This window comes from Blastococcus sp. TF02A-30, from assembly GCF_003319185.1.
Lineage (GTDB): Bacteria > Actinomycetota > Actinomycetes > Mycobacteriales > Geodermatophilaceae > Blastococcus.
The window spans coordinates 449,216-472,547 of the sequence record NZ_QOHJ01000003.1; the positions used below are offsets into that span (position 1 = coordinate 449,216).

29 protein-coding genes and 1 tRNA gene are annotated in these 23,332 nt (G+C 75.3%); 14 read left to right on the forward strand and 16 right to left on the reverse strand.

Going from position 1 to position 23,332, the window contains the following annotated elements:
• Nucleotides 1-114: 114 nt before the first annotated feature.
• The 5 genes from DQ241_RS09375 to DQ241_RS09395 all read right to left on the reverse strand — a co-directional run bounded on the left by DQ241_RS09375 (nt 115) and on the right by DQ241_RS09395 (nt 4,499).
• On the reverse strand, nt 115-2,508 hold the full coding sequence (locus DQ241_RS09375; protein WP_113829887.1) for an excinuclease ABC subunit UvrA: 2,394 nt from the start codon (nt 2,506-2,508) through the stop codon (nt 115-117).
• A gap of 88 nt (nt 2,509-2,596) precedes the next feature.
• Nucleotides 2,597-3,007: a VOC family protein gene (locus tag DQ241_RS09380; protein ID WP_113829983.1), complete on the reverse strand. Its 411-nt coding sequence runs from the start codon at nt 3,005-3,007 to the stop codon at nt 2,597-2,599.
• Between the two features lie 5 nt (nt 3,008-3,012).
• On the reverse strand, nt 3,013-3,453 hold the full coding sequence (locus tag DQ241_RS09385; protein WP_233492334.1) for a helix-turn-helix transcriptional regulator: 441 nt from the start codon (nt 3,451-3,453) through the stop codon (nt 3,013-3,015).
• A gap of 73 nt (nt 3,454-3,526) precedes the next feature.
• Nucleotides 3,527-4,054, reverse strand: a complete 528-nt coding sequence (locus DQ241_RS09390) for a helix-turn-helix transcriptional regulator (RefSeq protein ID WP_113829889.1) — start codon at nt 4,052-4,054, stop codon at nt 3,527-3,529.
• Nucleotides 3,975-4,499 (reverse strand): hypothetical protein, encoded by a 525-nt coding sequence (locus DQ241_RS09395; RefSeq protein ID WP_113829890.1) that lies wholly within the window; start codon nt 4,497-4,499, stop codon nt 3,975-3,977. Before DQ241_RS09395 ends, DQ241_RS09390 begins: the two co-directional genes overlap by 80 nt.
• Before the next feature lie 236 nt (nt 4,500-4,735).
• On the opposite strand from DQ241_RS09395, the gene DQ241_RS09400 reads away from it, so the two are divergent.
• The 4 genes from DQ241_RS09400 to mscL all read left to right on the forward strand — a co-directional run bounded on the left by DQ241_RS09400 (nt 4,736) and on the right by mscL (nt 6,666).
• Entirely contained in the window at nt 4,736-5,014 is a 279-nt protein-coding gene (locus DQ241_RS09400) for a hypothetical protein (RefSeq protein ID WP_113829891.1), read from the forward strand.
• 157 nt (nt 5,015-5,171) lie between these two features.
• The gene (locus tag DQ241_RS09405) at nt 5,172-5,498 is read left to right on the forward strand and encodes an FmdB family zinc ribbon protein (protein ID WP_113829892.1); all 327 of its coding nucleotides are present in this window, start codon (nt 5,172-5,174) and stop codon (nt 5,496-5,498) included.
• A gap of 86 nt (nt 5,499-5,584) precedes the next feature.
• On the forward strand, nt 5,585-6,199 hold the full coding sequence (gene cpaB / locus DQ241_RS09410) for a Flp pilus assembly protein CpaB (protein ID WP_113829893.1): 615 nt from the start codon (nt 5,585-5,587) through the stop codon (nt 6,197-6,199).
• Nucleotides 6,200-6,240: 41 nt separating this feature from the next.
• A complete protein-coding gene (gene mscL, locus DQ241_RS09415; RefSeq protein ID WP_113829894.1) occupies nt 6,241-6,666 on the forward strand; it encodes a large conductance mechanosensitive channel protein MscL in 426 nt (141 codons plus the stop codon).
• Here the strand turns inward: mscL and DQ241_RS09420 are convergent.
• The gene (locus DQ241_RS09420; protein ID WP_113829895.1) at nt 6,663-7,355 is read right to left on the reverse strand and encodes a YbaK/EbsC family protein; all 693 of its coding nucleotides are present in this window, start codon (nt 7,353-7,355) and stop codon (nt 6,663-6,665) included. The two genes, mscL and DQ241_RS09420, sit on opposite strands and share 4 nt — an antisense overlap.
• 59 nt (nt 7,356-7,414) lie before the next feature.
• Here DQ241_RS09420 and DQ241_RS09425 point away from each other — a divergent pair, with 59 nt between their 5' ends.
• Both DQ241_RS09425 and DQ241_RS09430 read left to right on the forward strand, forming a co-directional pair.
• Nucleotides 7,415-7,771, forward strand: a complete 357-nt coding sequence (locus DQ241_RS09425) for a VOC family protein (RefSeq protein WP_113829896.1) — start codon at nt 7,415-7,417, stop codon at nt 7,769-7,771.
• Entirely contained in the window at nt 7,768-8,187 is a 420-nt protein-coding gene (locus tag DQ241_RS09430; protein ID WP_199584232.1) for a PaaI family thioesterase, read from the forward strand. The genes DQ241_RS09425 and DQ241_RS09430 overlap by 4 nt, the downstream gene beginning before the upstream one ends.
• 2 nt (nt 8,188-8,189) lie before the next feature.
• Here the strand turns inward: DQ241_RS09430 and DQ241_RS09435 are convergent, their stop codons facing one another.
• Genes DQ241_RS09435 through DQ241_RS09465 form a run of 7 tightly spaced genes read right to left on the reverse strand, consistent with a single transcriptional unit; the run spans nt 8,190 to nt 12,041 of the window.
• A complete protein-coding gene (locus DQ241_RS09435; protein WP_113829897.1) occupies nt 8,190-9,104 on the reverse strand; it encodes an MSMEG_6728 family protein in 915 nt (304 codons plus the stop codon).
• A 31-nt stretch (nt 9,105-9,135) separates the two neighbouring features.
• Nucleotides 9,136-9,426: a biopolymer transporter Tol gene (locus tag DQ241_RS09440; protein ID WP_113829898.1), complete on the reverse strand. Its 291-nt coding sequence runs from the start codon at nt 9,424-9,426 to the stop codon at nt 9,136-9,138.
• Nucleotides 9,423-10,286, reverse strand: a complete 864-nt coding sequence (locus DQ241_RS09445) for an NAD-dependent protein deacetylase (protein ID WP_113829899.1) — start codon at nt 10,284-10,286, stop codon at nt 9,423-9,425. The genes DQ241_RS09440 and DQ241_RS09445 overlap by 4 nt, the downstream gene beginning before the upstream one ends.
• 38 nt (nt 10,287-10,324) lie before the next feature.
• Complete coding sequence (locus DQ241_RS09450; protein WP_113829900.1) at nt 10,325-10,768, reverse strand: SRPBCC family protein; 444 nt, start codon at nt 10,766-10,768, stop codon at nt 10,325-10,327.
• 31 nt (nt 10,769-10,799) lie between these two features.
• Nucleotides 10,800-11,093, reverse strand: a complete 294-nt coding sequence (locus DQ241_RS09455) for a hypothetical protein (protein ID WP_113829901.1) — start codon at nt 11,091-11,093, stop codon at nt 10,800-10,802.
• Nucleotides 11,094-11,122: 29 nt separating this feature from the next.
• Nucleotides 11,123-11,566 (reverse strand): DUF5313 family protein, encoded by a 444-nt coding sequence (locus DQ241_RS09460; RefSeq protein ID WP_113829902.1) that lies wholly within the window; start codon nt 11,564-11,566, stop codon nt 11,123-11,125.
• The gene (locus tag DQ241_RS09465) at nt 11,559-12,041 is read right to left on the reverse strand and encodes a MarR family winged helix-turn-helix transcriptional regulator (protein WP_113829903.1); all 483 of its coding nucleotides are present in this window, start codon (nt 12,039-12,041) and stop codon (nt 11,559-11,561) included. Before DQ241_RS09465 ends, DQ241_RS09460 begins: the two co-directional genes overlap by 8 nt.
• Before the next feature lie 129 nt (nt 12,042-12,170).
• Here DQ241_RS09465 and DQ241_RS09470 point away from each other — a divergent pair, with 129 nt between their 5' ends.
• The 4 genes from DQ241_RS09470 to DQ241_RS09485 are packed head-to-tail and all read left to right on the forward strand — an operon-like array spanning nt 12,171 to nt 15,624.
• Nucleotides 12,171-12,755: a sigma-70 family RNA polymerase sigma factor gene (locus tag DQ241_RS09470; protein WP_233492335.1), complete on the forward strand. Its 585-nt coding sequence runs from the start codon at nt 12,171-12,173 to the stop codon at nt 12,753-12,755.
• On the forward strand, nt 12,739-13,809 hold the full coding sequence (locus tag DQ241_RS09475) for a hypothetical protein (RefSeq protein WP_113829904.1): 1,071 nt from the start codon (nt 12,739-12,741) through the stop codon (nt 13,807-13,809). Before DQ241_RS09470 ends, DQ241_RS09475 begins: the two co-directional genes overlap by 17 nt.
• Nucleotide 13,810: 1 nt before the next feature.
• On the forward strand, nt 13,811-14,779 hold the full coding sequence (locus tag DQ241_RS09480) for an ABC transporter ATP-binding protein (protein ID WP_199584235.1): 969 nt from the start codon (nt 13,811-13,813) through the stop codon (nt 14,777-14,779).
• A complete protein-coding gene (locus DQ241_RS09485; RefSeq protein ID WP_113829905.1) occupies nt 14,776-15,624 on the forward strand; it encodes an ABC transporter permease in 849 nt (282 codons plus the stop codon). The genes DQ241_RS09480 and DQ241_RS09485 overlap by 4 nt, the downstream gene beginning before the upstream one ends.
• A gap of 32 nt (nt 15,625-15,656) precedes the next feature.
• On the opposite strand, the gene DQ241_RS09490 is transcribed toward DQ241_RS09485, so the two are convergent.
• Nucleotides 15,657-15,732: transfer RNA gene (locus tag DQ241_RS09490), tRNA-Arg, on the reverse strand.
• 205 nt (nt 15,733-15,937) lie between these two features.
• Here DQ241_RS09490 and DQ241_RS09495 point away from each other — a divergent pair.
• From DQ241_RS09495 to DQ241_RS09510, 4 genes are all read left to right on the forward strand, one after another.
• Nucleotides 15,938-16,258 (forward strand): GNAT family N-acetyltransferase, encoded by a 321-nt coding sequence (locus DQ241_RS09495; RefSeq protein ID WP_113829987.1) that lies wholly within the window; start codon nt 15,938-15,940, stop codon nt 16,256-16,258.
• 28 nt (nt 16,259-16,286) lie between these two features.
• Nucleotides 16,287-17,096, forward strand: a complete 810-nt coding sequence (locus tag DQ241_RS09500) for an Fpg/Nei family DNA glycosylase (RefSeq protein WP_113829906.1) — start codon at nt 16,287-16,289, stop codon at nt 17,094-17,096.
• A 72-nt stretch (nt 17,097-17,168) separates the two neighbouring features.
• Nucleotides 17,169-18,008, forward strand: a complete 840-nt coding sequence (locus tag DQ241_RS09505) for a hypothetical protein (RefSeq protein WP_113829988.1) — start codon at nt 17,169-17,171, stop codon at nt 18,006-18,008.
• Nucleotides 18,009-18,058: 50 nt separating this feature from the next.
• Nucleotides 18,059-19,456: an FAD-dependent oxidoreductase gene (locus DQ241_RS09510; RefSeq protein WP_113829907.1), complete on the forward strand. Its 1,398-nt coding sequence runs from the start codon at nt 18,059-18,061 to the stop codon at nt 19,454-19,456.
• Nucleotides 19,457-19,459: 3 nt separating this feature from the next.
• Here the strand turns inward: DQ241_RS09510 and DQ241_RS09515 are convergent, their stop codons facing one another.
• A complete protein-coding gene (locus DQ241_RS09515) occupies nt 19,460-20,533 on the reverse strand; it encodes an inositol monophosphatase family protein (protein WP_113829908.1) in 1,074 nt (357 codons plus the stop codon).
• Nucleotides 20,526-23,327 carry a phosphoenolpyruvate carboxylase gene (gene ppc / locus DQ241_RS09520; RefSeq protein WP_199584238.1) on the reverse strand — a complete coding sequence of 934 codons (2,802 nt, stop codon included), beginning with the start codon at nt 23,325-23,327 and terminating at the stop codon, nt 20,526-20,528. The genes DQ241_RS09515 and ppc overlap by 8 nt, the downstream gene beginning before the upstream one ends.
• Nucleotides 23,328-23,332: the final 5 nt, after the last annotated feature.

Below are 23,332 nucleotides of genomic sequence, written 5' to 3' on the forward strand. Positions count from 1 at the left end.
CGCGTGTCCCCTGCCTTCCCGGAGCACCGCCCCCCATGGGGCACAACCTACCGGCGGCGACGCCGGACGACACCGTCTCCTGCGCCGCCGCCGGCGGCCGCACCACGTCCCGGATCAGGCGCCGACGTAGGCCGCCAGGTGCTGCCCGGTGAGAGTGGACCGGTCGGCCACCAGGTCGCCCGGCGTGCCCTCGAAGACCACCCGGCCGCCGTCGTGCCCGGCGCCGGGGCCCAGGTCGATGATCCAGTCGGCGTGCGCCATGACCGCCTGGTGGTGCTCGATGACGATCACCGACCGGCCGCCGTCGACCAGCCGGTCGAGTAGGCCGAGCAGGTTCTCGACGTCGGCGAGGTGCAGGCCGGTGGTCGGCTCGTCCAGGACGTAGACCTCGCCCTTCTCCGCCATCTGCGCGGCCAGCTTCAACCGCTGCCGCTCACCTCCGGACAGCGTGGTGAGCGGCTGGCCGAGGGTGAGGTAGCCCAGGCCGACGTCGGCGAGCCGGTCGAGGATCGTGTGCGCGGCCGGCGTGCGGGCCTCGCCGGACGCGAAGAACTCCTCGGCCTCGCTGACGGGCATGGCCAGCACCTCGGCGATGTCCTTGCCGCCGAGGGTGTACTCGAGCACCGACGCCTGGAACCGCTTGCCCTCGCACTCCTCGCAGGGCGACTCGACGGTGGCCATGACACCCAGCTCGGTGTAGATCACCCCGGCGCCGTTGCAGGTGGGGCAGGCGCCCTCGGAGTTGGAGCTGAACAGCGCCGGCTTCACGCCGTTGGCCTTGGCGAACGCCTTGCGGATCGGCTCGAGCAGCCCGGTGTAGGTGGCCGGGTTGCTCCGCCGCGACCCGCGGATCGCCCCCTGGTCGACCACCACGACGCCCTCGCGCGGCGCCACCGAGCCGTGGATCAGCGAGCTCTTGCCCGAGCCGGCCACCCCGGTGACCACGGTCAGGACCCCGAGCGGGATGTCGACGTCCACGTCCCGGAGGTTGTGCGTGCTCGCCCCGCGCACCTCGAGGGCGCCGGACGGCGTCCGCACCGCCGGCTTGAGCGCCACGCGGGTGTCGAGGTGCCGGCCGGTCAGCGTGCCGCTGGCGCGCAGCCCGTCGACGCTGCCCTGGTACACGATCTCGCCGCCGCCGGTCCCGGCTGCGGGGCCGAGGTCGACCACGTGGTCGGCGATCGCGATGGTCTCCGGCTTGTGCTCGACGACGAGGACGGTGTTGCCCTTGTCGCGCAGCCGCAGCAGCAGGTCGTTCATCCGCTCGATGTCGTGCGGGTGCAGCCCGATGGTCGGCTCGTCGAAGACGTAGGTGACGTCGGTGAGCGAGGACCCGAGGTGGCGGATCATCTTGGTGCGCTGCGCCTCACCGCCGGAGAGGGTGCCCGCCGGCCGGTCGAGGGAGAGGTAGCCCAGGCCGATCTGGGCGAAGGAGTCGAGCAGGTGCTGCAGGCCGGCCAGCAGCGGGGCGACCGAGGGCTCGTCGAGCTCCCGCACCCAGGCGGCCAGGTCGCTGATCTGCATGGCGCAGAGCTCGGCGATGTTCTTGCCGCGGAGCCTCGAGCCCAACGCCTCCCTGGTGAGCCGGGTGCCCTCGCACTCCGGGCAGGTGGTGAAGGTGACGACCCGCTCGACGAAGCGCCGGACGTGCGGCTGCAGCGAGTCGACGTCCTTGGACAGCATCGACTTCTGGACCTTCGGGATCACGCCCTCGTAGGTGAGGTTGATGCCCTCGACCTTGATCTTGGTCGGCTCCTCGTAGAGGAGGGTGTGCATCTCCTTCTTGGTGAACCTGCCGATCGGCTTGTCCAGGTCCAGGCCGACGCCCTGGAACAGCCGGCCGTACCAGCCCTCCATGCTGTAGCCGGGCACCATGAGGCCGCCCTCGTTCAGCGACCTGGAGGCGTCGTAGAGCGCCGTCAGGTCGAAGTCGTTGAGCGCGCCCATGCCCTCGCACTTCGGGCACATGCCGCCCAGGTAGACGGCGTCGCGGACCACGCTCTTGTCGACCCGCCCGCCGGCCTTCTCGGTGCTCATCACCCCGCTGGCCCTGCGGGTCGGCACGTTGAAGGAGAAGGCGGTGGGCGGGCCGATGTGCGGCCGGCCGAGCCGGCTGAACAGGATGCGCAGCATCGCGTTGGCGTCGGTGGCGGTGCCGACGGTCGAGCGCGGGTTGGCGCCCATCCGCTCCTGGTCGACGAGGATCGCCGTCGTCAGGCCCTCGAGGAGGTCCACCTCCGGGCGGGCGAGGTTCGGCATGAACCCCTGCACGAACGCGCTGTAGGTCTCGTTGATCATCCGCTGCGACTCGGCGGCGATCGTGTCGAAGACCAGCGAGCTCTTGCCCGATCCCGAGACGCCGGTGAACACCGTCAGCCGGCGCTTCGGGATCTCGACGCTGACGTCCTTGAGGTTGTTGACCCGCGCGCCCAGCACCCGGATGAGGTCGTGGCTGTCGGCGACGTGCCGCTCCGGCGCCTGCGGGTCGGTCGTCGTGGCCGTGCTCATCGGTCCTCCAGCTGTCCAGGGATCGCGTCGCGGGTGACCGCTGTCTACCAGCGGTGTCCGACAGGGTGACTGCGCGAGCGGGCCGTTCTCAGCGCAGCTCCTGGATGCGGACGGTGTTGCCGGCGGGGTCCCGGAAGGCGCAGTCGCGGACGCCGTAGGGCTGGTCGGCCGGCTCCTGCATGACCTCGGCGCCGGTGGCCTGGATCCGGTCGAAGGCACCGTCGAGGTCCTTGGTCGCCAGGACGATGGAGGCGTAGGTGCCCTTGGCCATCATCTCGGCGATGGTGCGCTTCTCGTCCTCGGTGATGCCCGGGTCGGCGGCCGGCGGGTGCAGCACGATCGTCGGCCCGGGCTGGGCCGGGGAGCCGATGGTCAGCCAGCGCATACCGCCGTAGCCGACGTCGTTGAGCAGCTCGAAGCCGAGCGCGTCCCGGTAGAAGGCCAGGGAGGCGTCGGGGTCGTCGTGCGGGAGGAAGGTGTGGTGGATGGTGATGTCCATGGCGATCACGCTAGGGACGGCGCCGCGACCTGCGCTTCTCGATTCCTGACCGGTCTGGTGACCTGCTTGGCCACGCACGACGGGATGCCCTCGGCGGCGGCCGCGACCTCCCGGCGGTAGACGCTGGGCGGCACGCCGACCAGCTCGGTGAAGCGGGTGCTGAAGGTGCCCAGGGACGAGCAGCCGACGGCGAAGCAGACCTCGGTGACGCTGAGGTCGCCGCGCCGGAGCAGCGCCATCGCCCGCTCGATGCGGCGGGTCATCAGGTACGCGTAGGGCGACTCCCCGTACGCCGCCCTGAACGCCCGGGACAGGTGGCCGGCCGACATGTGCGCGCCGCGGGCGAGCGCCTCGACGTCCAGGGGCTGCGCGTACTCCCGGTCCATCCGGTCGCGGACCCGGCGCAGCCGGGCGCGGTCCGCGAGGTGGGGCGGCCGCTCGGTCACGCCGGTGATCGTGCCGCACCACCGGCACGGGTGTCAGCCCCGTGGCGACGGTCCCGGCGCCGGGCTCCGGTGGTCAGGACAGCAGCGTCTCCAGCGGGGAACGGCCGTAGACCTGCTGGTGCGCGGCGGCGAACCGGCCGCGGTGGGTGAACCCCCAGCGGGCGGCGACGGCGGCCACGGTCGCGCCGCTCGTCGGGTCGGCCGCCTGCAGCTCGCGGTGCGCCCGCTCCAGCCGGGTGTCGCGGAGGTACGCCGTCGGGGTCGTGCCCTTGTGCCGGCGGAAGGCCTCCTGCAGGGCGCGCGGACCGATGCCGGCCGCCCGGACGATGTCGTCGAGCGCCAGCGGCTGGTCGGCGTGCGCGTCGATGAAGTCGACCGCCCGTCGCACGGCGGCGGGCAAGGCGTACGCGGCCGGGCCGTCGGGAGCGCCCGCGGTGGTGCTGGTCGGGAAGGCGGCGAGCAGCGCCGCGGTGACGGTGTCGAGGGCGGCGGAGCGCACCAGGGGGTGCGCCACCGCCGGGTCATCGCCGGCGAACAGCGAGTGCAGGTAGCCGATGGTGTGCGCCCAGTGGCGGCCGAGAGCCGCGGAGATCGGGGACATGCCGCACAGGCGGAAGTCGGCCGGGTCGGTCCCCGTCGCCCCGGCTGCCCGCCGGGCGAGCTCGGGGGGCGGGCAGCCGGACCACCTGCAGGCTCATCAGCTGCCACTCGCAGGTGAACGGGACCCCCTGGGGGAAGAGCACCACGTCACCGGGTCGGCCGCGCACCTCCTCCCCGGCGCGGGTGAGGCCGAACTGGCCGCCGGTGACCAGCCCGACCCAGATGCCCTGCACGGGGTCGACGTCCTCGCGGACGCCCATCGAGTGGTGCAGGGAGTCGACGGCCAGCTCGCCCGCGGTCGCGGTCGACTGCCGGTAGCGGAAGTTCTCCTGGCTGCCGCGGATGTGCAGCCGGTGACCGGCGAACGTGTCGCGGATCGACTCGTGCGCGCGGAGCACGTCGCGGGTGACCACCTCGAGGCGTTGGACCGTCTCTGCGCGGGGCATCGCCAGGGACCCTCCTCGCCGTTCGGCCGGGCCGGCACCCGGTCCCCCACCGCCTTACCACACGCCGCGCACGGGCGCAGGGCGCGCGACGGGGGAGCCGCGGGACGAGGAGTGGCGGCCTGCTCCGGTCCGCCGCGCGCGGTCGTGAGCCGGGATGCGCACCGACCCTTGCGGGGGCATCGGCACCGGTGCGGTCATGGACCGGACGGGCGGCGGATCGATGGCCGGAGGGGTGCATGACGACCAGCCACGAGGGCACGGCGCACGGCCCGGGCGCCGTGGGCGGGGCGCGGTGGATCGTCGGTGCCGACGGGCTGGCCCTGCGCCTGTGGTCGGGGGAACCCGTGCCGATGCCGACAGGACGGTTGCACGCGGTGGGCGGCGACGGGCTGGTCCTCGGGCGGGCGGCCTGCCTGGCGCCCGTGGTGCTGCTCGACCCGCTGGACTGGTGCTGGCCGGACGACGGCGGCGAGGAGTGGCCGCCCTGCTGGATCTGCCTGGCCCTCACCCGATGAGCCGGGACCTGTCCGCGGAGGGGCTTCCACTGCCCCGTGCGACGTGACGCTCACCCACGCACGTGGACGCGCCGCCGCCGCATGGCGCATCATTGGCAGTCGACGGGGCGGAGTGCCAGCCCCGCGCCACTCCGCTCGACCAGGGAGACCACCGCCAGTGCCCACGTACCAGTACGCCTGCACCAACCCCGAGGGCAGGCACCAGTTCGAGGTCGTGCAGTCCTTCACCGATGCACCGGTGGCCGAGTGCCCCGAGTGCGGCGCCCCGGTGCGCAAGGTCTACGGCTCGGTCGGCGTCGTCTTCAAGGGCTCGGGCTTCTACCGCACCGACAGCCGCAAGAGCTCGTCGTCCTCGGAGACCGCCTCGACGAGCAGCAGCAAGCCGGCGGACAGCTCCTCGTCCACGTCGAGCAGCACCCCGTCGACGTCGCCGTCCTCGTCCTCGTCGGGCACCTCCGGCAGCGGGTCCAAGGCCGCCAGCTGACGCCGGCCCGTCCACAACGGACGGGCCCGTCCACAGCTCTTCCGCTCCACCACCGCACGCCGCCGCGCCGCGCCAGGCTCGGCGGCGTGCCGCGTCTCCGCCGTCCCCGTTCCCCGGTGCACGCCGCCCGGCAGGCCACCGCCGTCCTGCTGGGGCTGGCGGCCCTCGCGCTCGCCCTGCGACCGGCGCCGCCGCCCTCGGCCGGCCCGGTGCCCGTCCGTGTCGTGGTTGCTGCCGACGGGTTGCCGTCGGGTCGTTCGCTCGGTGTCGCCGACCTCGCCGTCGCCCGCCTCCCGCCGGACGCGGTGCCCGCCGGTGTGGTCGCCGCCCCCGCCGTGCTGGTCGGGCGGGTGCTGGCCGGCGCCGTCCGAGCCGGTGAACCGCTCACCGATGCCCGCCTCGTCGGGCCTGGCCTGACCGCCGGTCTCCCCACGGGTCAGGTCGCGGCGCCGGTGCGCCTGGCCGACCTCGCTGTGGCCGCGCTGGTGCGCACCGGCGACCGGGTCGACGTCCTGGCCGTCGCCGACGGTGCCGAGGGAGCGGAGCTGGTCGCGGAGAACGCGCTGGTGCTCGCGGCCGGGAGCGGTGACGGCGACCCGTCGGCCGGCCTGCTGCTGGTGGCGGTCGACCCGGGAACAGCCGGCCGGCTGGCCGTCTCCGCGGCGACGGCCACCCTCACGGTCAGCCTGCCGCCCCCGTGACGGTGCGTGCACCGGCGCCCGCGATGTGCGTGGATGACCGCATGATCAAGGGCTTCAAGGACTTCCTGCTGCGCGGCAACGTCGTCGACCTCGCGGTCGCGGTCGTGATCGGCGCCGCCTTCACCGCCGTCGTCGGCCAGTTCACCGCCTCGTTCCTGGAGCCGCTGATCGCCCTGGTCGGTGGCGGCGGCCTGGAGGGCGGGACCTTCACCGTCGACGGCCAGGTCTTCGACTGGGCGGCGTTCGTCAACGCGGTCATCACGTTCGTGCTGACCGCGGCGGTCGTCTACTTCGTGGTGGTGCTGCCCATGAAGACGATCGTGGAGCGGCGCAGGCGCGGCGAGGAGGCCGGCCCGGTCGCACCTACCCAGGTCGAGCTGCTCGCCGAGATCCGCGACCTGCTGCGCGCTCAGCAGCAGGGCCCGGACCGGAGCGAGGGCGGGGTGGGGAGGACGGGCAGCGCCTAGTCGGAGCCCCAGTGCGGCGGCCGGTCCTCGAGGTAGCGCCGGTCGTCGTCCGAGGGGTCGTGCGGGCGCTCCCCCCAGCCGACGTCGCTGTCGTCGGGCGCCCGCACCGGGGCCGGTGGCGGCGTCGCGGCCGCCGGCGCCTCCGCCAGCGGCTGCCCCAGCCCGTCGAGCACCTCCGCGGCGGGCAGCGCGGCCAGCACGGCACCGGGGACGGCGAGCTTGCTGCCGCGCGTCCCTGAGCCGACCACCACGAGGTCGGAGGCGGCGACCGCGGCGTCGACGAGCACGGGCCACGACCCGGGCAGCCCGACCGGGGTGATGCCGCCGTAGGCCATCCCGCTCTCGGCCACCGCCACGTCCTGCGGGGCGAAGGACGCCTTGCGGGCGCCGAGGTGCTTGCGGGCCAGGCCGTTGACGTCGGCGCGGGTGGTGGCCAGCACCAGGCAGGCGGCCATCGTCGTCTGCCCGGACCGCCGGGCGGCGACGACCACGCAGTTGGCCGAGGCCTCCAGCGGCACGCCGTAGGCCTCGGTGAAGGCGGCGGTGTCGGCCAGGTCGTCGTCGATCTCGGCCACCCACGCGGGGCCGGCGAGCGAGGCGAGCGCGGCGGCGACGGGCGCGCCCAGCAGGTCGGTGCGGTCGGCGGCGGGCAGCCAGGTCAGGGACCCGAGCACGGGAGCGGTCGGCACCCCCCGATCCTGCGCCACCGGGCTCGCGCACCGGACGCCGGGGCCGCCAGGATGGGCCCATGATCGGTCAGCTGCACTCCGTCGTCATCGACGCACCCGACGCGCACGCGCTCGCCGGCTTCTACGCCGAACTCCTCGGCATGGAGGTGAAGGGCGATCCCGGCGACGACTGGGTGGTCATCACCGGCGCCGGCTACCGCATCGCCTTCCAGCAGGCGCCGGATCTCCAGCCGCCGGACTGGCCGGACCCCGACCGGCCGCAGCAGTACCACCTCGACATCCGGGTCGCGGACGTCGACGAGGCGGAGCCGAAGGTGCTGGCGCTCGGCGCGCGGAAGCTGCCCGGCGGCGGCGGGGACTTCCGCGTCTACGCCGACCCGGTCGGTCACCCCTTCTGCCTGGTGTGGGACGCGTGAGCGAGCAGCCGCGGTCGGTGGACCTGACCGCCACCAGCCCGTTCGTCGCCGCGCTGAAGTTCGATGTCGCGGAGTCCACCGGCACGCGGGTGACCGGCTCCGTCGACCTCGGCCCCGACCAGCACACCCCCTGGGGCGTCGTGCACGGTGGCGTCTACTGCTCGGTCGTCGAGTCCGCCGCCAGCATCGGCGCCAGCCTGGCGGTGCAGGAGAAGGGCGAGTTCGCCGTCGGCGTCAACAACAACACCGACTTCATCCGCTCGGTCGGCGAGGGCCGGGTCGACGTCGTCGCCGAGCCCCTGCAGCAGAGCCGCACCCAGCAGCTGTGGCAGGTGCTGCTCACCCGGGCCGAGGACGGGAAGCTGGTCGCGCGGGGCCAGGTGCGGCTGCAGAACGTCCGACTGCCCTTCGCCTGAGGTCAGCTGAGCGCCGCCGGGTCCAGCACCACCCGGAACAGCGCCCGCGGGTCCTGCAGCGTCGCCGGCGGGCGCGCCGCCGACCGCGGCACGACGCGGTCCCAGCGGGCCGGCCGCCGGTGCGGCAGCAGCTCGCGCCCCTGGAACAGGTAGCCGCCCACCACCTCACCGAGCAGCAGCCCCGCACCGTGCTCGATCGGCAGCGCCACCGGGTCCCCCGGCCGCACCTCGTCGAGGAAGGCCGACAGCTGGCGCAGGTCCTTGGCCGGCCGCCGGCCGGAGATCTCCCTGGACAGCGCCCGCAGCTCCCCGGGCGTCAGGCCGGTGGCATCGACGTCGATCCCGGACTGGGTGCCCAGCCCCACGACGCCGGCGGCCAGGCAGGCGCCGAGCTCGTTGTGGTTCCGCGGCCGCGCCACCCAGACCGGCACGCCCTCCGGCTCGGGGGCCGGCGGGAGCTCGTCCGGACCCGGCCAGAGGTAGGGCAGGTCGTCGGGCTCGGGGCCGAACAGCTCGGTGAACCGGGGTCGGTAGAAGTCCGGGTCCTTGGCGATCAGGTTGGACCGGTGCGAGCGGTGCAGCTCCTCGTTGCCGATCCAGGACGGGAGCAGCCCGGCGTCGGCGAGCTCGGCCTGGCTGCGGCCGACCACCTCCGGCGCGAACTCGCCGATCTGCGCCTCGGTCGTGTCGGCGAAGCCGCGCTCCCGCCAGATCCGCGCCATCGCCAGCCCGTAGGCGGTCAGGGCCGGGGTGCGCCCCTTCCACATGAGGACGGCGGGGTGGCTGGCCCAGCCGTAGTCGGGCAGCTCGAGCGCGCGCAGGATCTGCAGCGTCTCGACCCGCTGCTTGCCCAGCCGCGGGGAGTCCAGCAGTCGCGCGCTCTCCTCGAAGTCGGCCACCGGCACGAAGGTCTGCATCGCCGAGCTTCCTGCCCGGGGGTCCGCTCCCTCAACCGCCGAGCGCCCGCAGCGCCGTCTCCCACCGCTCGCGCCGGGCGGCGTCGTCCTGCTCCCACCAGGGGGTGCCGCGCTCCCCCAGGCCGGTTTTGGCCGCCTGCACCCGCGCCCGGGCCGCCGTCCGCGCGTCGTCGTCCGCCGCGTTCCGGACCGCCGAGCGGGCGACGCCGAGGTGGTGCAGCAGCCGGGCGCGGACGTCGTCCGGGATCGCGGGGTCGTCGGTCCGCCAGCGCCGCCCGTCGACGACCACGTACCGCCCGTCCGGGGTCCGCTCCGGCGTCATCCGGCCAGCCGGGCGGCGAGCGCGGGCAGGACGTCGCCCAGCGGCGCGTCCACCCGCACATCGGCCTTCTCGTCGCCGCGGGTGGGGCCGACGTTGACGATCGCGACCGGGATGCCGAGCTTGGCCGCGCGCAGCACGAACCGGTAGCCGCTCATGACCGTCAACGACGAGCCGAGCACCAGCAGGCTGCCGGCGTCCTCGACCAGGGCGAAGCAGCCGTCGACCCGGTCGCGCGGCACCGTCTCGCCGAAGAAGACCACGTCGGGCTTGAGCAGCTCCTCGCCGCAGACCAGGCAGCCCACCATCACGAAGCCGTCGAGCACCTCGTCGGGCAGCTCGGCGTCGCCGTCCGGGTTGACCTCGTCCGCGCGCGGGCCGAAGCCCGGGTTGGCCTCCTGCAGCCGCAGGTCCAGCTCGCCGCGGTCGGCGACGTCGCCGCAGCCCAGGCAGACGGTGCGGTCGAGGCCGCCGTGCAGCTCCACGACGTCGCGCGCGCCGGCCGCCTGGTGCAGCCCGTCGACGTTCTGCGTGATGACGCCGGCCAGCAGCCCGGCGGCCTGCAGGTCGGCGACCGCCCGGTGCCCGTCGTTGGGCCGCGCCGCGCGCATCTGCCGCCAGCCGACGAAGCTGCGCGCCCAGTACCGGTGCCGGCCGCGCGGGTCGCGGGTGAAGGTCTGGTAGGTCATCGGGGTGTGCCGGCGCAGGCTGCCGGTCGCCCCGCGGTAGTCGGGGATGCCGGAGTCGGTGGACAGCCCGGCGCCGGAGAGGACGACGACGTCGCCGTCGGACACGAGGTCGGCGAGCGCGTCGGGGCAGGTGCCCGTCGCGGCGGCGGCGACGGCGGGTGGTGCGGCGGTCACCGGCCCATGGTCCCCTCGGATCGGCCGCCGCGCCCGGATCAGCCGGCGAGCACCTCGTCGAGCCGGCGCAGCAGGTCCCCGTGGACGCGGCGCAGGCCCTTGGGGGCGAAGGTGCGCTCGAAGAAGCCGCCGATGCCGGAGGCGCCGTCCCAGGTGGTGCGCACCCGCACGGTGCTCAGCCCGGCGTCGGCGGCGAGGACCGTCCAGGTGGTCACCATGGAGCTGTTCCGGTCGGTCTCGACCAGGGTGCCGGGGGCCGGCTCGGTGACGTCGAGCAGCTGGTCGCGGACCCGCTTCGAGGTCGCGGCGAACCGCCAGTGCACCCGCGTGCCCGCGCCCTGCCCGCCGGACTCGACGCGGTACTCGCTGAACTGGACGGGCAGCACCCGCGGCCGCACCGTCTCGTAGTCGGCCAGCGCGGCGGCCACCTGGTCGGCGGGCGCGCGGACGATCCCCTCGGCGGTGGCGACGACCTGGCTCATGCCCGCCATCCTCCCCTGCCGGTCGGCGCGGTCAGGGACGCGGGTTGGTGCGCGTCCAGCGGCGCTCGTCCCGGCGGGCGCCCAGGCCCGCGGCGCACCGCCGGCAGACGACGGCCACCTCGTCGGCGTGCCGGCCCGACTCCGGCTGGACGTCGGCCCAGCTGACGTGCGGGAAGCGCTGCAGGCGCGACCGGCTCAGCGACAGCCCGCACACCGTCTCGTTGCGCCCGGGCTCCCACCCGTGCACCTCGCCGGACGGCCGGCGGATCCCGTCGGGGTCGGTCCACTGCCCCTGGGCGGCGACCGCCGCGTTGCGCGCTGCCATGCCGTGCCGCTACCCAGGACGGGCGCGGGTCAACGGCCGAGCTTCTCCCGGTAGCGCTGGGCGCGCCGTTCCCGGGCGGCGCGCTTGCGCTCGCTCTCCTGCTGCTGGCGCAGCAGCGCGGCGGAGTCGCGGATCGCGGTGGCCGTCCCCGCCGGGTAGCCGGCCTTCATGATCCGGTGCTCGGTGGCCTCGGGCATGTACGCGACCGAGTAGAAGAGGGCCAGCGCGAGACCGCCGCCGGCGCACGCCAGGCGCAGCCCCCAGCCGGCGGGCAGCAGCAGCACGAGCAGCAGGATCGGCACGGCCAGCTGCACGAGCATGCGCGCGACGTGCCGCAGCCACCAGGTGCGGGTGGTGGCGTCGTGCAGCACCCAGCCGCGGTGCCGCTCGGGCAGTCCGCCGCCGAGGGCGTACCAGATCCAGCGGTGCGGGGCGGGCCGGACGACGGGGTCCGGCTGGACGTCCTCAGGCATCGGTCCCACCTCGGCTCCCCGAGGCGGCCAGCGCCCGCTGCGATGCCTCGATCACGCGGCCCAGCGAGCGCTGCACCGCCATCAGCTCCTCGACCGGCATGCCCAGCCGCTCGACGATGCCGGCCGGGATGCGCTCGGCCTCGGCGCGCAGCGCCGCGCCCTTCTCGGTCAGCGCGAGGGCCAGGTTGCGCTGGTCGCGCGGGTCCCGCTCCCGGCGCAGCAGGCCGGCCGCCTCCAGCCGCTTCAGCAGCGGGGAGAGCGTGCCCGGGTCGAGCTGCAGCAGCCGGGACAGCTCCTTCACCGACAGCGAGCCGTGCTGCCACACCGCCAGCATCACCAGGTACTGCGGGTGGGTGAGCCCGAGCGGCTCGAGCACCGGCCGGTACACCGCGACGACGTTGCGCGCGGCCACGGACAGCGCGAAGCACACCTGCCGCTCCAGGGCGAGCACGTCGTCCGTCTGCGTCTCGGTCACCTCTCGACCGTAACCCGTGGCCCACCAACGGTTGGCGGCCCAACGGTGTGAGGTGGCTGACGGAGAGGCGCCCGGAGGGGAATCCTCGGCCGCGTGTCACATCTGCGGCCGCGGCGGTGCTCTGCTGGTGTGGACCTGGTGCGGCAGGAGCGGTGGACGGCGACCAGCCCGGCGCTGCCCGCGGCCCGGCGGATCGCGGGTACCGCACGACCGGCCGGCACCGTCCGCGACGACCTCGAGCCGGTCTTCCGCGCCGAGTACGCGCGGGTGGTCGCGGTGGCCGCCCGGGTGCTGGGTTCCCGGGATCAGGCCGAGGACGTCGCCCAGGAGGTGTTCCTCTCCTTCGGCCGGTCGTCGGTGCCGGCACGCGAGGCCCGGGGGTGGCTCACCGTGGCCGCCGCGCACACCGCTCTCAACCTGATCCGGTCGGGCCGCCGTCGCACCGCGCGCGAGGAGGTGGTGGGCGCCGAGCCCGCCATCGTCCCCGACGTGGCCGACGCCGTCGTCTCCCGCGAGGAGCACGCCCGCGTCCGCGCCGCCCTGTCCCGCCTGCCCCGCAAGCAGGCGGTCGCCCTCGTGCTGCGGCACAGCGGCCTCGGCTACGCCGAGGTCGCGGCCGCCCTCGACCTGTCCGTCGGCAGCGTCGGCACCACGGTGCGGCGCGCCGAATCCGCTCTGCGCAAGGAGTTGAACCCGCATGCGTCACCCGACTGAGGGCGTGCTGCGCCGCCTGCTCGACGAGCCGGCGGGGGTGGCCGACGCCGACCGCGCGCACGTCGCCTCGTGCCCGGCCTGCCTGACCACCCTCGAATCCGTCCGCGCCGACGCCGGTGCGGTGGGAGCCGCGCTCGGCTCCGCGCCCCGCGTCGACGTCGACGCCGGCTGGGCGCGCCTGGCCGCGACCGCCCCCGCGCCGCGCGCCGCCGCCCCCGCTCGGCGGCGCCGGTGGGCGCCCGCGCTGCGCCGCCCTGCCGTGGCCGCGCTCGGCTTCGCCGTCGTCCTCTCCGGTGCCGGCGTCGCCGCCGCGAACGACTGGCTGCCGATCTTCCGCACCGAGCAGGTCGAGCCGGTCGCCGTGCGCACCGGCGAGCTGGTCGCGCTGCCCGACCTCTCCGCCTTCGGCGACCTGGAGGTCACCGGCGAGGGCGAGCCGACCGAGGTGGCCGACGCCAGGACCGCCGAGGAGCGCACCGGCCTGACCGTGCCCGACGTCGGCGACCTGCCCGTCGGCGTGAGCGGCGAGCCCAGCTACCAGGTCGTGGACGAGCTGAGCGCCGTCTTCACCTTCTCCGCGGACAAGGCCGCCGCCGCCGCGGCCGCCACCGGGGAGGAGCTGCCCGCTCCCCCGCCGGGGCTCGACGGCAGCCGGGTGCGGCTGCAGGCCGGTCCGGCCGTCGCCGCGGTGTGGTCGCAGGACTCCGGGCTGCCGGTCTTCGCGGTCGGCCGGGCGGTGGCGCCGACGGCGTTCTCCGACGGCGTCCCGTTCGAGACGGTGCGCGACTACCTGCTGTCCATCCCCGGCATCCCCGCCGGGGTGGCGCAGCAGCTGCGCGACTTCTCGCCCGAGGGCGCCACGCTGCCCCTCCCCGTGCCGGCCGACATGGTCACCACCTCGACGGCCGAGGTCGGTGGCCGCGAGGCCACCGTCCTGGAGTCGCGGGACGGCACGATGGCCGGCGTGGTCTGGGTCGAGGACGGCGTGCTCACCGCGGTCGCCGGTGCCGTGAGCACCGACGAGGTGCTGGCCGTGGCGCGCGGGCTGCGCTGACGTGGGGTCGGCGAGCCCCACGGCGGCGGAGCTGGTCGCGGGGCTGCCCGTCTCGCCCGCGGTGTGGTGCTCGGGGCTGCGCAAGCGGTACCGGCGCCGCACCGCCGTCGACGGCGTCTCGTTCACCGTCGGCCGCGGCGAGGTCGTCGGCCTGCTGGGGCCCAACGGGGCGGGCAAGACCAGCGTCATCAAGATGCTGCTGGGCCTGGTCCGGCCCGACGCCGGCGAGGTGATGCTGCTCGGCGCCCCGAACCGGGAACCGCGGTCCCGGCAGCGGGTGGGCTACCTGCCCGAGCTGTTCCGCTACCAGCCGTGGCTCACCGCCGCCGAGGTGCTCGCCCTGCACGCCCGCCTGGCCCGGGTGCCGCTGACCGACGCCGACAGCCGCGAGCGGCTCGGCGTGGTCGGGCTCGGCGGACGGGACGGCGACCGGGTCGGCGGCTTCTCCAAGGGCATGCAGCAGCGGCTGGGCCTGGCCGTCGCCCTGGTCGGCCACCCGGAGCTGGTGGTGCTCGACGAGCCGACGAGCGCCATGGACCCGCTCGGCCGGGCCGACGTCCGCGACCTCGTGCTGCAGCTGCGCGAGCGCGGCGTGGCGGTGCTGCTCAACTCGCACCTCATCGGCGAGGTCGAGCGGGTCTGCGACCGGGTGGTCATCCTCGACTCCGGCCGCGTCGCGGCCTCCGGCACGCTGGCGGAGCTGCTCGGCCGGCACGAGGTGCGGCTGCACCTCACCGGCGTGGACGGCCGGGCCGAGGCCCGGATGCGGGCGGCCGGCGCGCTCACCAGGGAGGCCGACCGGTTCACCGTCGTGCTGCCCGGCGACGAGGACGACGGCACGGTCCCGCGGCTGGTCGCCGACCTGGTCGACCTCGGCGTCGCGGTGCACGCCGTCGAGCCCGCGCGGATCAGCCTGGAGGAACGGTTGCTCGGCATCCTGCGCGACTCGTCCGGGGAGGGGCCGCGGTGACCGTCCTGACCATCGCCGGGCTGACGCTGCGGGAGGCCGTGCGCCGCCGGGTCGTGTGGGCGCTGGCGGTCCTGACGCTGGCGCTGCTCGGGCTCAGCGGCTGGGGCTTCAGCAAGCTCGCCGGCCTGGACACTGAGTTCGGCGACCTGACCTCGGGCCAGGCCCGGCTGGTCGCCTCGCAGCTGCTCAACCTGGTGATGTTCGGGCTGAGCCTGATCGCCGCGCTGGGCACCGCGTTCCTGGCCGGGCCGACCGTGTCCGGCGAGGTGGAGTCGGGCATGGCGCTGTCGGTGCTGGCCCGCCCCGTGCGCCGGTCGGAGGTGCTGCTCGGCAAGTGGCTCGGGCTGGTCGTGTTCGGCTCGGCCTACGTGGCCGTCGCCGGCCTCGCCCAGTTCGCCGTCGTCCACTGGGCGGTCGGCTACTGGCCGCCCGACCCGGCCACCGGCCTGGCGTTCCTCGCCGGGCAGACGATCGTGCTGCTCACCCTGGCGCTGCTGCTGTCGAGCCTGATCTCGCCCATGGCGTCGGGCGTCGTGGCGGTCGGGCTCTTCGGGGCGACCTGGGTGGCCGGGGTCGTCGGCGGGGTCGGCCAGGCGCTGGGCAACGACGCGGTGACGCAGGTCGGCACCGTCTCCCAGGTGCTGCTGCCCACCGACGGCCTGTGGCGCGGCGCCATGCACGCCTTCCAGGACCCCGCCGTGCTGTCGTTCTTCGAGACCGAGGCGGCCGGCTTCCCGTTCCTGTCCGAGAACCCGCTCAGCGCCGCCTACGTGCTCTGGGCGGTCGCCTGGGTGGCCATGGTGTGGGGGCTGACCGCCCTGCTGTTCGCCCGCCGCGACGTCTGAGGATCCCGGACGACGCCGCCGCCCGGCGCGGCTGGTGACCCCGGCAGGATTCGAACCTGCGACACACGGTTTAGGAAACCGATGCTCTATCCCCTGAGCTACGGGGCCGCGCCGGTCATCCTGGCACGCCGCCCGCAACCGGACGGCGCGGGACTCGTTCCAGAGGGCGCGGCGGTCGTTACCCGGGGGAACCATCGGCGCGGGCGACTCGTGGGACGGGAAGAGAGACGGCGGCGTTCCCCCGCGTTACCGTTCAGAGACACACGGCGAGCTCCGGCAACGGCGCCGGAGGTCACGGAAGGTGGAGCACAGCATGGAGAGCACGGTGGTCGACGTCCCGGAGAAGGGGCGTTTCGAGATCCGGCAGGGCGAGCGCGTCGTCGGCCTGGCCAGCTACCACGTCGACAACGGGCAGATGACCCTCCCGCACACGGAGGTCGACCCCTCCGTCGGCGGTCAGGGCATGGGCACCAAGCTCGTCGCCGGCGTCCTCACCGCCGCTCGTGAGCGCGGCCTGACCGTGCTCCCCTACTGCTCCTTCGTCCGGCACTACATCCAGCAGCACCCCGAGGACCTCGATCTCGTCGCCGAGGCCGACCGGCCGACCTTCGGCCTGGAGACCGCCGCCCGCTGAGCCTCGACCCGCCGCCTACGCTGCGCGGATGCCCGAGGGCCACACCCTGTTCCGCCTGGCGCGGGAGCAGTCCACGCTGTTCGCCGGCCGGCCGGTGCACGTCACGAGCCCGCAGGGCCGCTTCACCGCGGGCGCGGAGCTGCTCGACGGACGGGTGCTCGACGAGGTCTTCTCCTACGGCAAGCACCTGTTCGCCCGGTTCGGCGGCGACGCGCTGCACGTGCACCTGGGCCTCTACGGCACCTACACGACCGGCACCGGGACACCCCCGCCGCCCAAGGGCGCCCTCCGCATGCGCTGGGAGGCCGACGGCCCCGACGGGGCCGGTGTGTGGACCGACCTGCGCGGCCCCACCGCCTGCGAGGTGCTCACCGCCCCCGAGGTGTCGGCGATCCTCGACCGGCTCGGCCCCGACCCGCTGCGCCCGCGTGCGGACGGCGGCCGGGCGCTGGCCCGCATCCGCAGCAGCCGGACGGCGATCGGCGCGCTGCTCATGGACCAGTCGGTGCTCGCGGGGGTCGGCAACGTCTACCGCGCCGAGCTCCTCCACCGGCACCGCGTCTCCCCCTTCCGCCCCGGCAAGGCCGTCGACGAGGCGCTGTGGGCGCAGATGTGGGCCGACCTGGTCACGCTCATGAAGGCCGGCGTCCGGATGGGGCGGATCGTCACCACCCGCCCCGAGGACCGCACCCGCCGTCGAGGCGCGGTCCAGCGGGAGGACGCCCACTACGTCTACCGGCGCACCGGGCTGCCCTGCCGCATCTGCGGCACCGAGGTCCGCACCGAGGCGATGGTCGGGCGCAACCTCTACTGGTGCCCGACCTGCCAGGCCGTGTGACGGGTGGTGCGGAACCGGGACGTTCCCTCCCACGGACGCCGGGTCACAGGTCGCTTCGGTCCGATGGAGGGCATGCGACGAGGAGCGGCAGCGGTCACCGCCGTGCTCGCCCTGCTCGGCCTGCAGCTCCTGCTCGCCACCCCCGCCACGGCGGCGCCGTTCGCGTCGGCCACGCCGCAGAGCCGGGTCGGCTACGACATCTCCCACCCCCAGTGCGGCAGCACGCCGCCGGACGACCAGGCGTTCGGCATCGTGGGCGTGAACGGCGGCCTGGCCACCCGCGCCAACCCCTGCCTGCGCGAGCAGCTCCAGTGGGCGGGCCGGTCCAGCGGGATCACCGACCAGCCGGCCGTGCAGCTCTACCTGAACACCGCCAACCCGGGGCAGGTCCTCGACGACGTCACCACCTGGCCGAGCGCCGGCGCGACGCCCTACGGCAGCTGCGAGGGCGCGAACGACCAGGCCTGCTCGTGGCGGTACGGGTGGGAGCGGGCGCGCAACAGCGTGGTGTCCTTCTTCGCCCCTGCCGCGCGTGCGGTCCAGATCGACAGCTCGCCGCACCGCTACACCTGGTGGCTCGACGTCGAGACCTCCAACACCTGGCAGGCCGGCTCCTCCGACGCGCGGGCCCGCAACCTGGCCGCGCTCGAGGGGATGGCCGCCTACCTGGAGTCGGAGGGCGCCGAGGTCGGGCTCTACTCGACCGGCCGGCAGTGGGGCCAGATCGTCGGCACGGTATCGGAGGACAGCCCGCTGACCGAGCTGGACAGCTGGCTGGCCGGGGCCGTCACCTACGAGCAGGCGGTCGACGCCTGCGGCCTGGACCCGCTGGTCCCGGGCGGCCGCGTCGTCCTCACCCAGTACGTCCCCGACGGCCTCGACGGGCTCGACCACAACCACTCCTGCCCCTGACCGGGGCTTCCGGGGTGGTGCCGCGCGCCCGGGACGGACAGGATGCGTTCGTGGTCGACGACGGAGCGGTCCCCTCGGCCGGGCGGCCCCTGCGCATCGCCGTCATCGGCGCCGGGCCGGCGGGCATCTTCACCGCCGACGCGCTCACCCGCCAGCAGGACGTCCCGGTGGCCGTCGACCTGGTCGACCGGCTCCCCACGCCCTTCGGGCTGGTGCGGCACGGCATCGCCCCCGACCACCCGAAGATGCGGGCGATCCGCGAGACCCTGCACCGCAGCCTCGACCAGCCGCTGGTCCGTTTCGTCGGCAACGTCGAGATCGGCACCGACCTCTCCCTCGACGAGCTGCGCCGCCACGTCGACGCCGTCGTCTACACCTACGGCGCGGCGCTCGACCGGCGGCTGGGCATCGAGGGCGAGGACCTGCCGGGCAGCCTGGCCGCCACCGACGTCGTCGCCTGGTACTGCGGGCACCCCGACGCCGACCGGGAGCGGGTGGAGGCCGCGCTGGCCGCCGCCCGCTCGGTGGTGGTCATCGGCGTCGGCAACGTCGCCCTCGACGTCGCCCGGGTGCTGGCGCGCACCGCCGAGGAGCTCGAGCCCACGGACATGCCGCAGCACGTCCTCGACGTGCTGGCCGCCGCACCGGTGCAGGAGGTCACGGTGCTCGGCCGGCGCGGACCGGCCCAGGCCACCTTCACCACCCAGGAGCTGCGCGAGCTCGACGAGCTGGCCGGCGGCACCGTGCTGGTGGACCCGGCGGAGCTGGAGCTCGACCCGGGCAGCGCCGAGCGCGCCGCCACCGACCGGACGGTCACCCGCAACCTGGCCGTGCTGCGCGAGTGGGCCGGGCACGAGGTCCCCGACGGGCACGTGCCGGTGCGGCTGCGCTTCTTCCGCCGCCCGCTGCGGCTGCTGGGCGCCGACCGGGTCACCGGCATCGAGGTGGAGCGGACCGCCGTCGACGGTGACGGCCGCGCCATCGGCACCGGCGAGGTCGAGGTGCTGCCGGCGGACCTCGTCGTGCGCTCGGTGGGCTACCGCGGCCTGCCGCTGCCCGGCCTGCCGGTCGACGAGCGCACCGGCACCGTGGCGCACGACGGCGTCGGGCGGGTGCTGCGCGACGGGGCGGTCTCCCCCGGCGAGTACGTGGCGGGCTGGATCAAGCGCGGGCCGACCGGCGTGGTGGGGCACAACAAGCACGACGCGCGGGAGACCGTCGCCGCGCTCCTCGCCGACGCCGCGGACGGCACGCTCGCCGTGCACGGCCCGGTCGACGACCTGGTGACGACGCTGCGCGAGCGCGGCGCGGAGCCGGTGCTGCTCGAGGACTGGCGGGCCATCGACGCCGCGGAGGTGGCGCTCGGGGCCAGCCGCGGCCGGGCCCGCACGACGATGCACGAGCGCGAGGCGCTGCTCGCCGCCGTCCGCGCGGCCGCGGCGGGCTGAGCCTCAGGCCAGGGCGGCGAGCAGCTCCCGGGCCGTCGTCTCGTCCGCTGCCGCGACCAGGCGGATCTTGGTCTCCGTGTCGGGCCGCAGCCGGAGCGGCTCCCCCTCCTCGGTGAGCGCGGTCCCACCGGCGGCCAGCAGCACGGCCAGCCCCCCGGCGACGTCGTGCACGTGCGTGCCGCTGCGGTCGACGTCGTGCCAGGCCGCGGCGGCGCCGTCGGCGACCAGGCACAGGTCGACGGCGGTGCAGCCGGTGATCCGCACCCGCCGGGCGGTCTCCGGCACCCCCACCACCGCGCCCCGCGGTCCCGACGGGACGACGACGGTGCCGCCCGGCCGGGGGCCGATCGGGACGCCGTCGCGCACCGCGCCGCGTCCCTCCAGCGCCCACCAGCGCCGCCCCGACGAGAGGTCGGCGACCAGCCCGGCGACCGGCCGGCCGTCGTCCACCAGCGCGGCGGAGAAGGCCCACGGCGGCAGGCCGGCGGCGAAGTTCCCGGTGCCGTCCAGCGGGTCGAGCACGATCCACGGGGAGCCGTCGGGCACCGGGGCGTCGGAGCTCTCCTCGCTGAGCACCGGGACGCCGAGGTCGCCGAGCACGGCCACGGCGGCGGCGTGCGCGGCACCGTCGGCGGCGACCGCCGGGCTGCCGTCGTCCTTCGTGCGCGCCACCCCGGTGCCCCGGGCCAGCGCCACCGCCGTCTCGACCCGCGTCGCGGCGAGCGCGGAGAGGACCGCGAAGCGCACCGCCAGCGGCGCGTCGGCCGGCGGGAGGGGCACCTCGCCCACGCGGTCGGTGGCCAGGTGCCGCACGCGGTCGCAGCCCCACCCGGCCGCCGTCGCGAGCACGTCCGGGTGGTCCAGCGGCACCCCGGTCCGGCGCACCGCGACGGCCTCGGCGGTGGCGTCGTCCGCCCACTGCCGGCGGAGCAGCACCACCTGCCCCTCGACGCCGACCAGCACCCGGGCCCGGGGCTCGACCAGCGCCGGGGCGAGCGCGGCCGGCGACAGCCCGAGGGCGTCGGCCGCGGCGTGCAGGTCGGCGCTGGTCGCGGTGCGCAGCCCCGGGTCAGCCACTGTTGCGCAGCGCGGTCGCGATGCCGTTGATGGTCAGCTGGATGTTGCGGCGGGTCAGCTCGTCGTCGTCCCCGCTCCGGCGGCGGCGCAGCATCTCCACCTGCAGGTGGTGCAGCGGCTCCAGGTAGGGGAACCGGTTTCGGATCGAGCGGGCCAGCGACGGGTTGTCCGCCAGCAGCGCGTCGTCGCCGGTGACCGCGAGCAGCATCCGGCAGGTGCGCTCGTGCTCGGCGGTGATCTGGTCGAACACCCGGGCGCGCAGCTCCTCGTCGGGCACCAGCTCGGCGTAGCGGGCGGCCAGGCCGAGGTCGGTCTTGGCCAGCACCATGCCCATGTTCGACAGCATCGTGCGGAAGAACGGCCACCGCCGGTGGAGCTCCTGGAGGCTGCCGAGCCGGCCCTCGTCGCCGTCCACCCAGGACTCCAGCGCCGATCCGGTGCCGTACCAGCCCGGCAGCATGATCCGGGTCTGCGACCAGCTGAACACCCACGGGATGGCCCGCAGGTCGGCGATCGAGTTGCCGGCCTTGCGCGACGGCGGCCGGCTGCCGATGTTGAGCTCGGCCAGCTCGCTGATCGGCGTCGCCGCCCGGAACCACTCGACGAAGCCGGGCGTCTCGTGCACCAGCGCCCGGTACGCCTGCTGCGCCCGCGCCGCGAGGTCGTCGAGCAGCCCGTAGGCGTCCTCGGCGTCGGCGCCGAGGCCCTCGACGTCGAGCAGCGTCGACTCCAGCGTCGCGGCCAGCAGCGCCTCGAGGTTGCGCCGGGCCAGATCCGGGTCGGCGTACTTCGCGGCGATGACCTCGCCCTGCTCGGTGATCCGCAGCGCACCGGCCACCGCACCCGGCGGCTGGGCGCGGATCGCCTCGTAGCTCGGACCCCCGCCGCGGCCGACGGTGCCCCCGCGGCCGTGGAAGAGCCGCAGCCGGATGCCCTCGCGGCGGGCCACCTCCACCAGGTCCAGCTCGGCCCGGTACAGCGCCCAGTTGGCGGCGAGGTAGCCGCCGTCCTTGTTGCTGTCGCTGTAGCCGAGCATGACCTCCTGGGCGTCGCCGCGGTTGCCCACAAGCGCGCGGTACAGGGGCTGGTCGAGCATCGCGCCGAGCGTGGTGGCCGCGGCCTGCAGGTCGCCGATCGTCTCGAACAGCGGCGAGATGCCGACCGAGCAGGTGGGGCCGTCCGGGCCGGCCGGGTCGAGCAGGCCGACCTCCTTGAGCAGGACGGCGACCTCGAGGACGTCGCTGACCGACTCGCACATGCTGATCACGTAGTTCGGGATCGTGCGCGGGCCGAGCAGCACGACCTGCTCGGCGGCGGCGAGGAGCACGTCGAGCTCCTTGCGGGTGTCGTCGGAGAGCTCCGCGTCGGGCCGCACCAGCGGGCGGCGCCGCTGCAGCTCTCCCGCCAGCAGCTCGACCCGCGCCGCCTCGTCGAGGGAGGCGTAGTCGTCGCACACGCCGGCCCAGGCGAGGAGCTCGCCCACCACCTGCTCGTGGACCGCCGAGTTCTGCCGGAGGTCCAGCCCGCACAGGTGGAACCCGAAGACCTCGACCGCCTCGCGCAGCCGCAGCAGCCGGTCGTCGGCCAGCGCGCCGGCACCGTGGCTGCGCAGCGAGGCGTCGACGACGTCGAGGTCGGCGCGCAGCTCGTCGGGCGAGTCGTACGGGGGCAGGTGCACCTCGGGCGCCGGCCCCGGCACCCGGCCGAGGACGGCGTGCGCGGTCCCGGCCAGCCGCCAGGCGATGCCGTTGAGCGCCCGGCGGTAGGGCTCGTCGGCCCGGAACGGGGAGTCGTCGCGGGAGGCCTCGGCCAGCGTGTACAGCGCCGGCGTCGGCGTCACCAGCCGGTCGGACATCGACAGCTCGCCGCGCAGCGCCTCGAGCTCGGCCAGGTGGTGGCCCAGCGCCGTCTCGGCCTGCCGGTTCGTGGCCCGCCGCAGCGCGTCGGCGGTGACGAACGGGTTGCCGTCGCGGTCGCCGCCGATCCACGAGCCGGGCAGCAGGATCGGGCGGCGCAGCAACCCCGCGCCGGGGAAGCGCTCCTCCAGCGCCCGCCGCAGCTCGGCGTTGAGCGCCGGCACCACGTCGAACAGCGACAGCTTGTAGTACCGCAGCGCCTCGTCGATCTCGTCCTGCAGCCGCAGCCGCGAGAGCCGCAGCAGCGCCGTCTGCCACAGCGTCAGCACCGAGCGCCAGAGCTTCGCCGACCACTCGTCGTCGACCTCGCCCTCCGCCGTGCGGTCCCGCTGCCGGATCAGCTCGGCGACCTGGCGCTGCACCTGGGAGATGGTCTTGCGGCGCACCTCGGTGGGGTGCGCGGTGACCACGGGGCACACCAGCGCGCCGGTCAGCTCCCGGGCGACGACGTCGGGGTCGAGGTCGGCGCGGTCCAGGAGCGCGAACGTGGCCGCCAGGGTGCCCAGCTGCGGGGGCGACCCCTCCCGGCGGTGGTAGCGGCGGCGCCGCTCGTGGTGGATGTCCTCGGCCAGGTTGGCCAGCAGCGAGAAGTGGCTGAACGCCCGGATGACGTGGTTGGCCGAGCGCACGTCCAGCCCGGCCAGCTGCGCGGCGAGCTGCCCGCGGTCGACCTCGGACCGGCGGATGCCGAAGGCCTGCACGCGGGTGGACTCGACGAGCTCGAGCACCTCGGGGCCGGCCTGCTCGCCGATCACCTCCCCCAGCACGCGGCCGAGGAGGCGGATGTCGTCGCGCAGCGGGGCGTCGTCCGCGCGGGCGTCGGGGTCGGGGCGGTCGGAGCGGCGCAGGTCGGCGACGTCGACTGTGGCTTCGGACACGTGCA

Coding starts and splice junctions, on each gene's coding strand:
- DQ241_RS09475 (WP_113829904.1), top strand. CDS start 12,739: ATGCGTCACCCGACTGAGGGCGTGCTGCGCCGCCTGCTCGACGAGCCG.
- DQ241_RS09390 (WP_113829889.1), bottom strand. CDS start 4,054: ATGTCCCCGATCTCCGCGGCTCTCGGCCGCCACTGGGCGCACACCATC.
- DQ241_RS09435 (WP_113829897.1), bottom strand. CDS start 9,104: ATGCAGACCTTCGTGCCGGTGGCCGACTTCGAGGAGAGCGCGCGACTG.
- DQ241_RS09400 (WP_113829891.1), top strand. CDS start 4,736: ATGACGACCAGCCACGAGGGCACGGCGCACGGCCCGGGCGCCGTGGGC.
- DQ241_RS09440 (WP_113829898.1), bottom strand. CDS start 9,426: ATGACGCCGGAGCGGACCCCGGACGGGCGGTACGTGGTCGTCGACGGG.
- DQ241_RS09425 (WP_113829896.1), top strand. CDS start 7,415: ATGATCGGTCAGCTGCACTCCGTCGTCATCGACGCACCCGACGCGCAC.
- DQ241_RS09460 (WP_113829902.1), bottom strand. CDS start 11,566: ATGCCTGAGGACGTCCAGCCGGACCCCGTCGTCCGGCCCGCCCCGCAC.
- DQ241_RS09395 (WP_113829890.1), bottom strand. CDS start 4,499: ATGCCCCGCGCAGAGACGGTCCAACGCCTCGAGGTGGTCACCCGCGAC.
- mscL (WP_113829894.1), top strand. CDS start 6,241: ATGATCAAGGGCTTCAAGGACTTCCTGCTGCGCGGCAACGTCGTCGAC.
- DQ241_RS09375 (WP_113829887.1), bottom strand. CDS start 2,508: ATGAGCACGGCCACGACGACCGACCCGCAGGCGCCGGAGCGGCACGTC.
- DQ241_RS09495 (WP_113829987.1), top strand. CDS start 15,938: ATGGAGAGCACGGTGGTCGACGTCCCGGAGAAGGGGCGTTTCGAGATC.
- DQ241_RS09455 (WP_113829901.1), bottom strand. CDS start 11,093: ATGGCAGCGCGCAACGCGGCGGTCGCCGCCCAGGGGCAGTGGACCGAC.
- DQ241_RS09380 (WP_113829983.1), bottom strand. CDS start 3,007: ATGGACATCACCATCCACCACACCTTCCTCCCGCACGACGACCCCGAC.
- DQ241_RS09500 (WP_113829906.1), top strand. CDS start 16,287: ATGCCCGAGGGCCACACCCTGTTCCGCCTGGCGCGGGAGCAGTCCACG.
- DQ241_RS09450 (WP_113829900.1), bottom strand. CDS start 10,768: ATGAGCCAGGTCGTCGCCACCGCCGAGGGGATCGTCCGCGCGCCCGCC.
- DQ241_RS09505 (WP_113829988.1), top strand. CDS start 17,169: ATGCGACGAGGAGCGGCAGCGGTCACCGCCGTGCTCGCCCTGCTCGGC.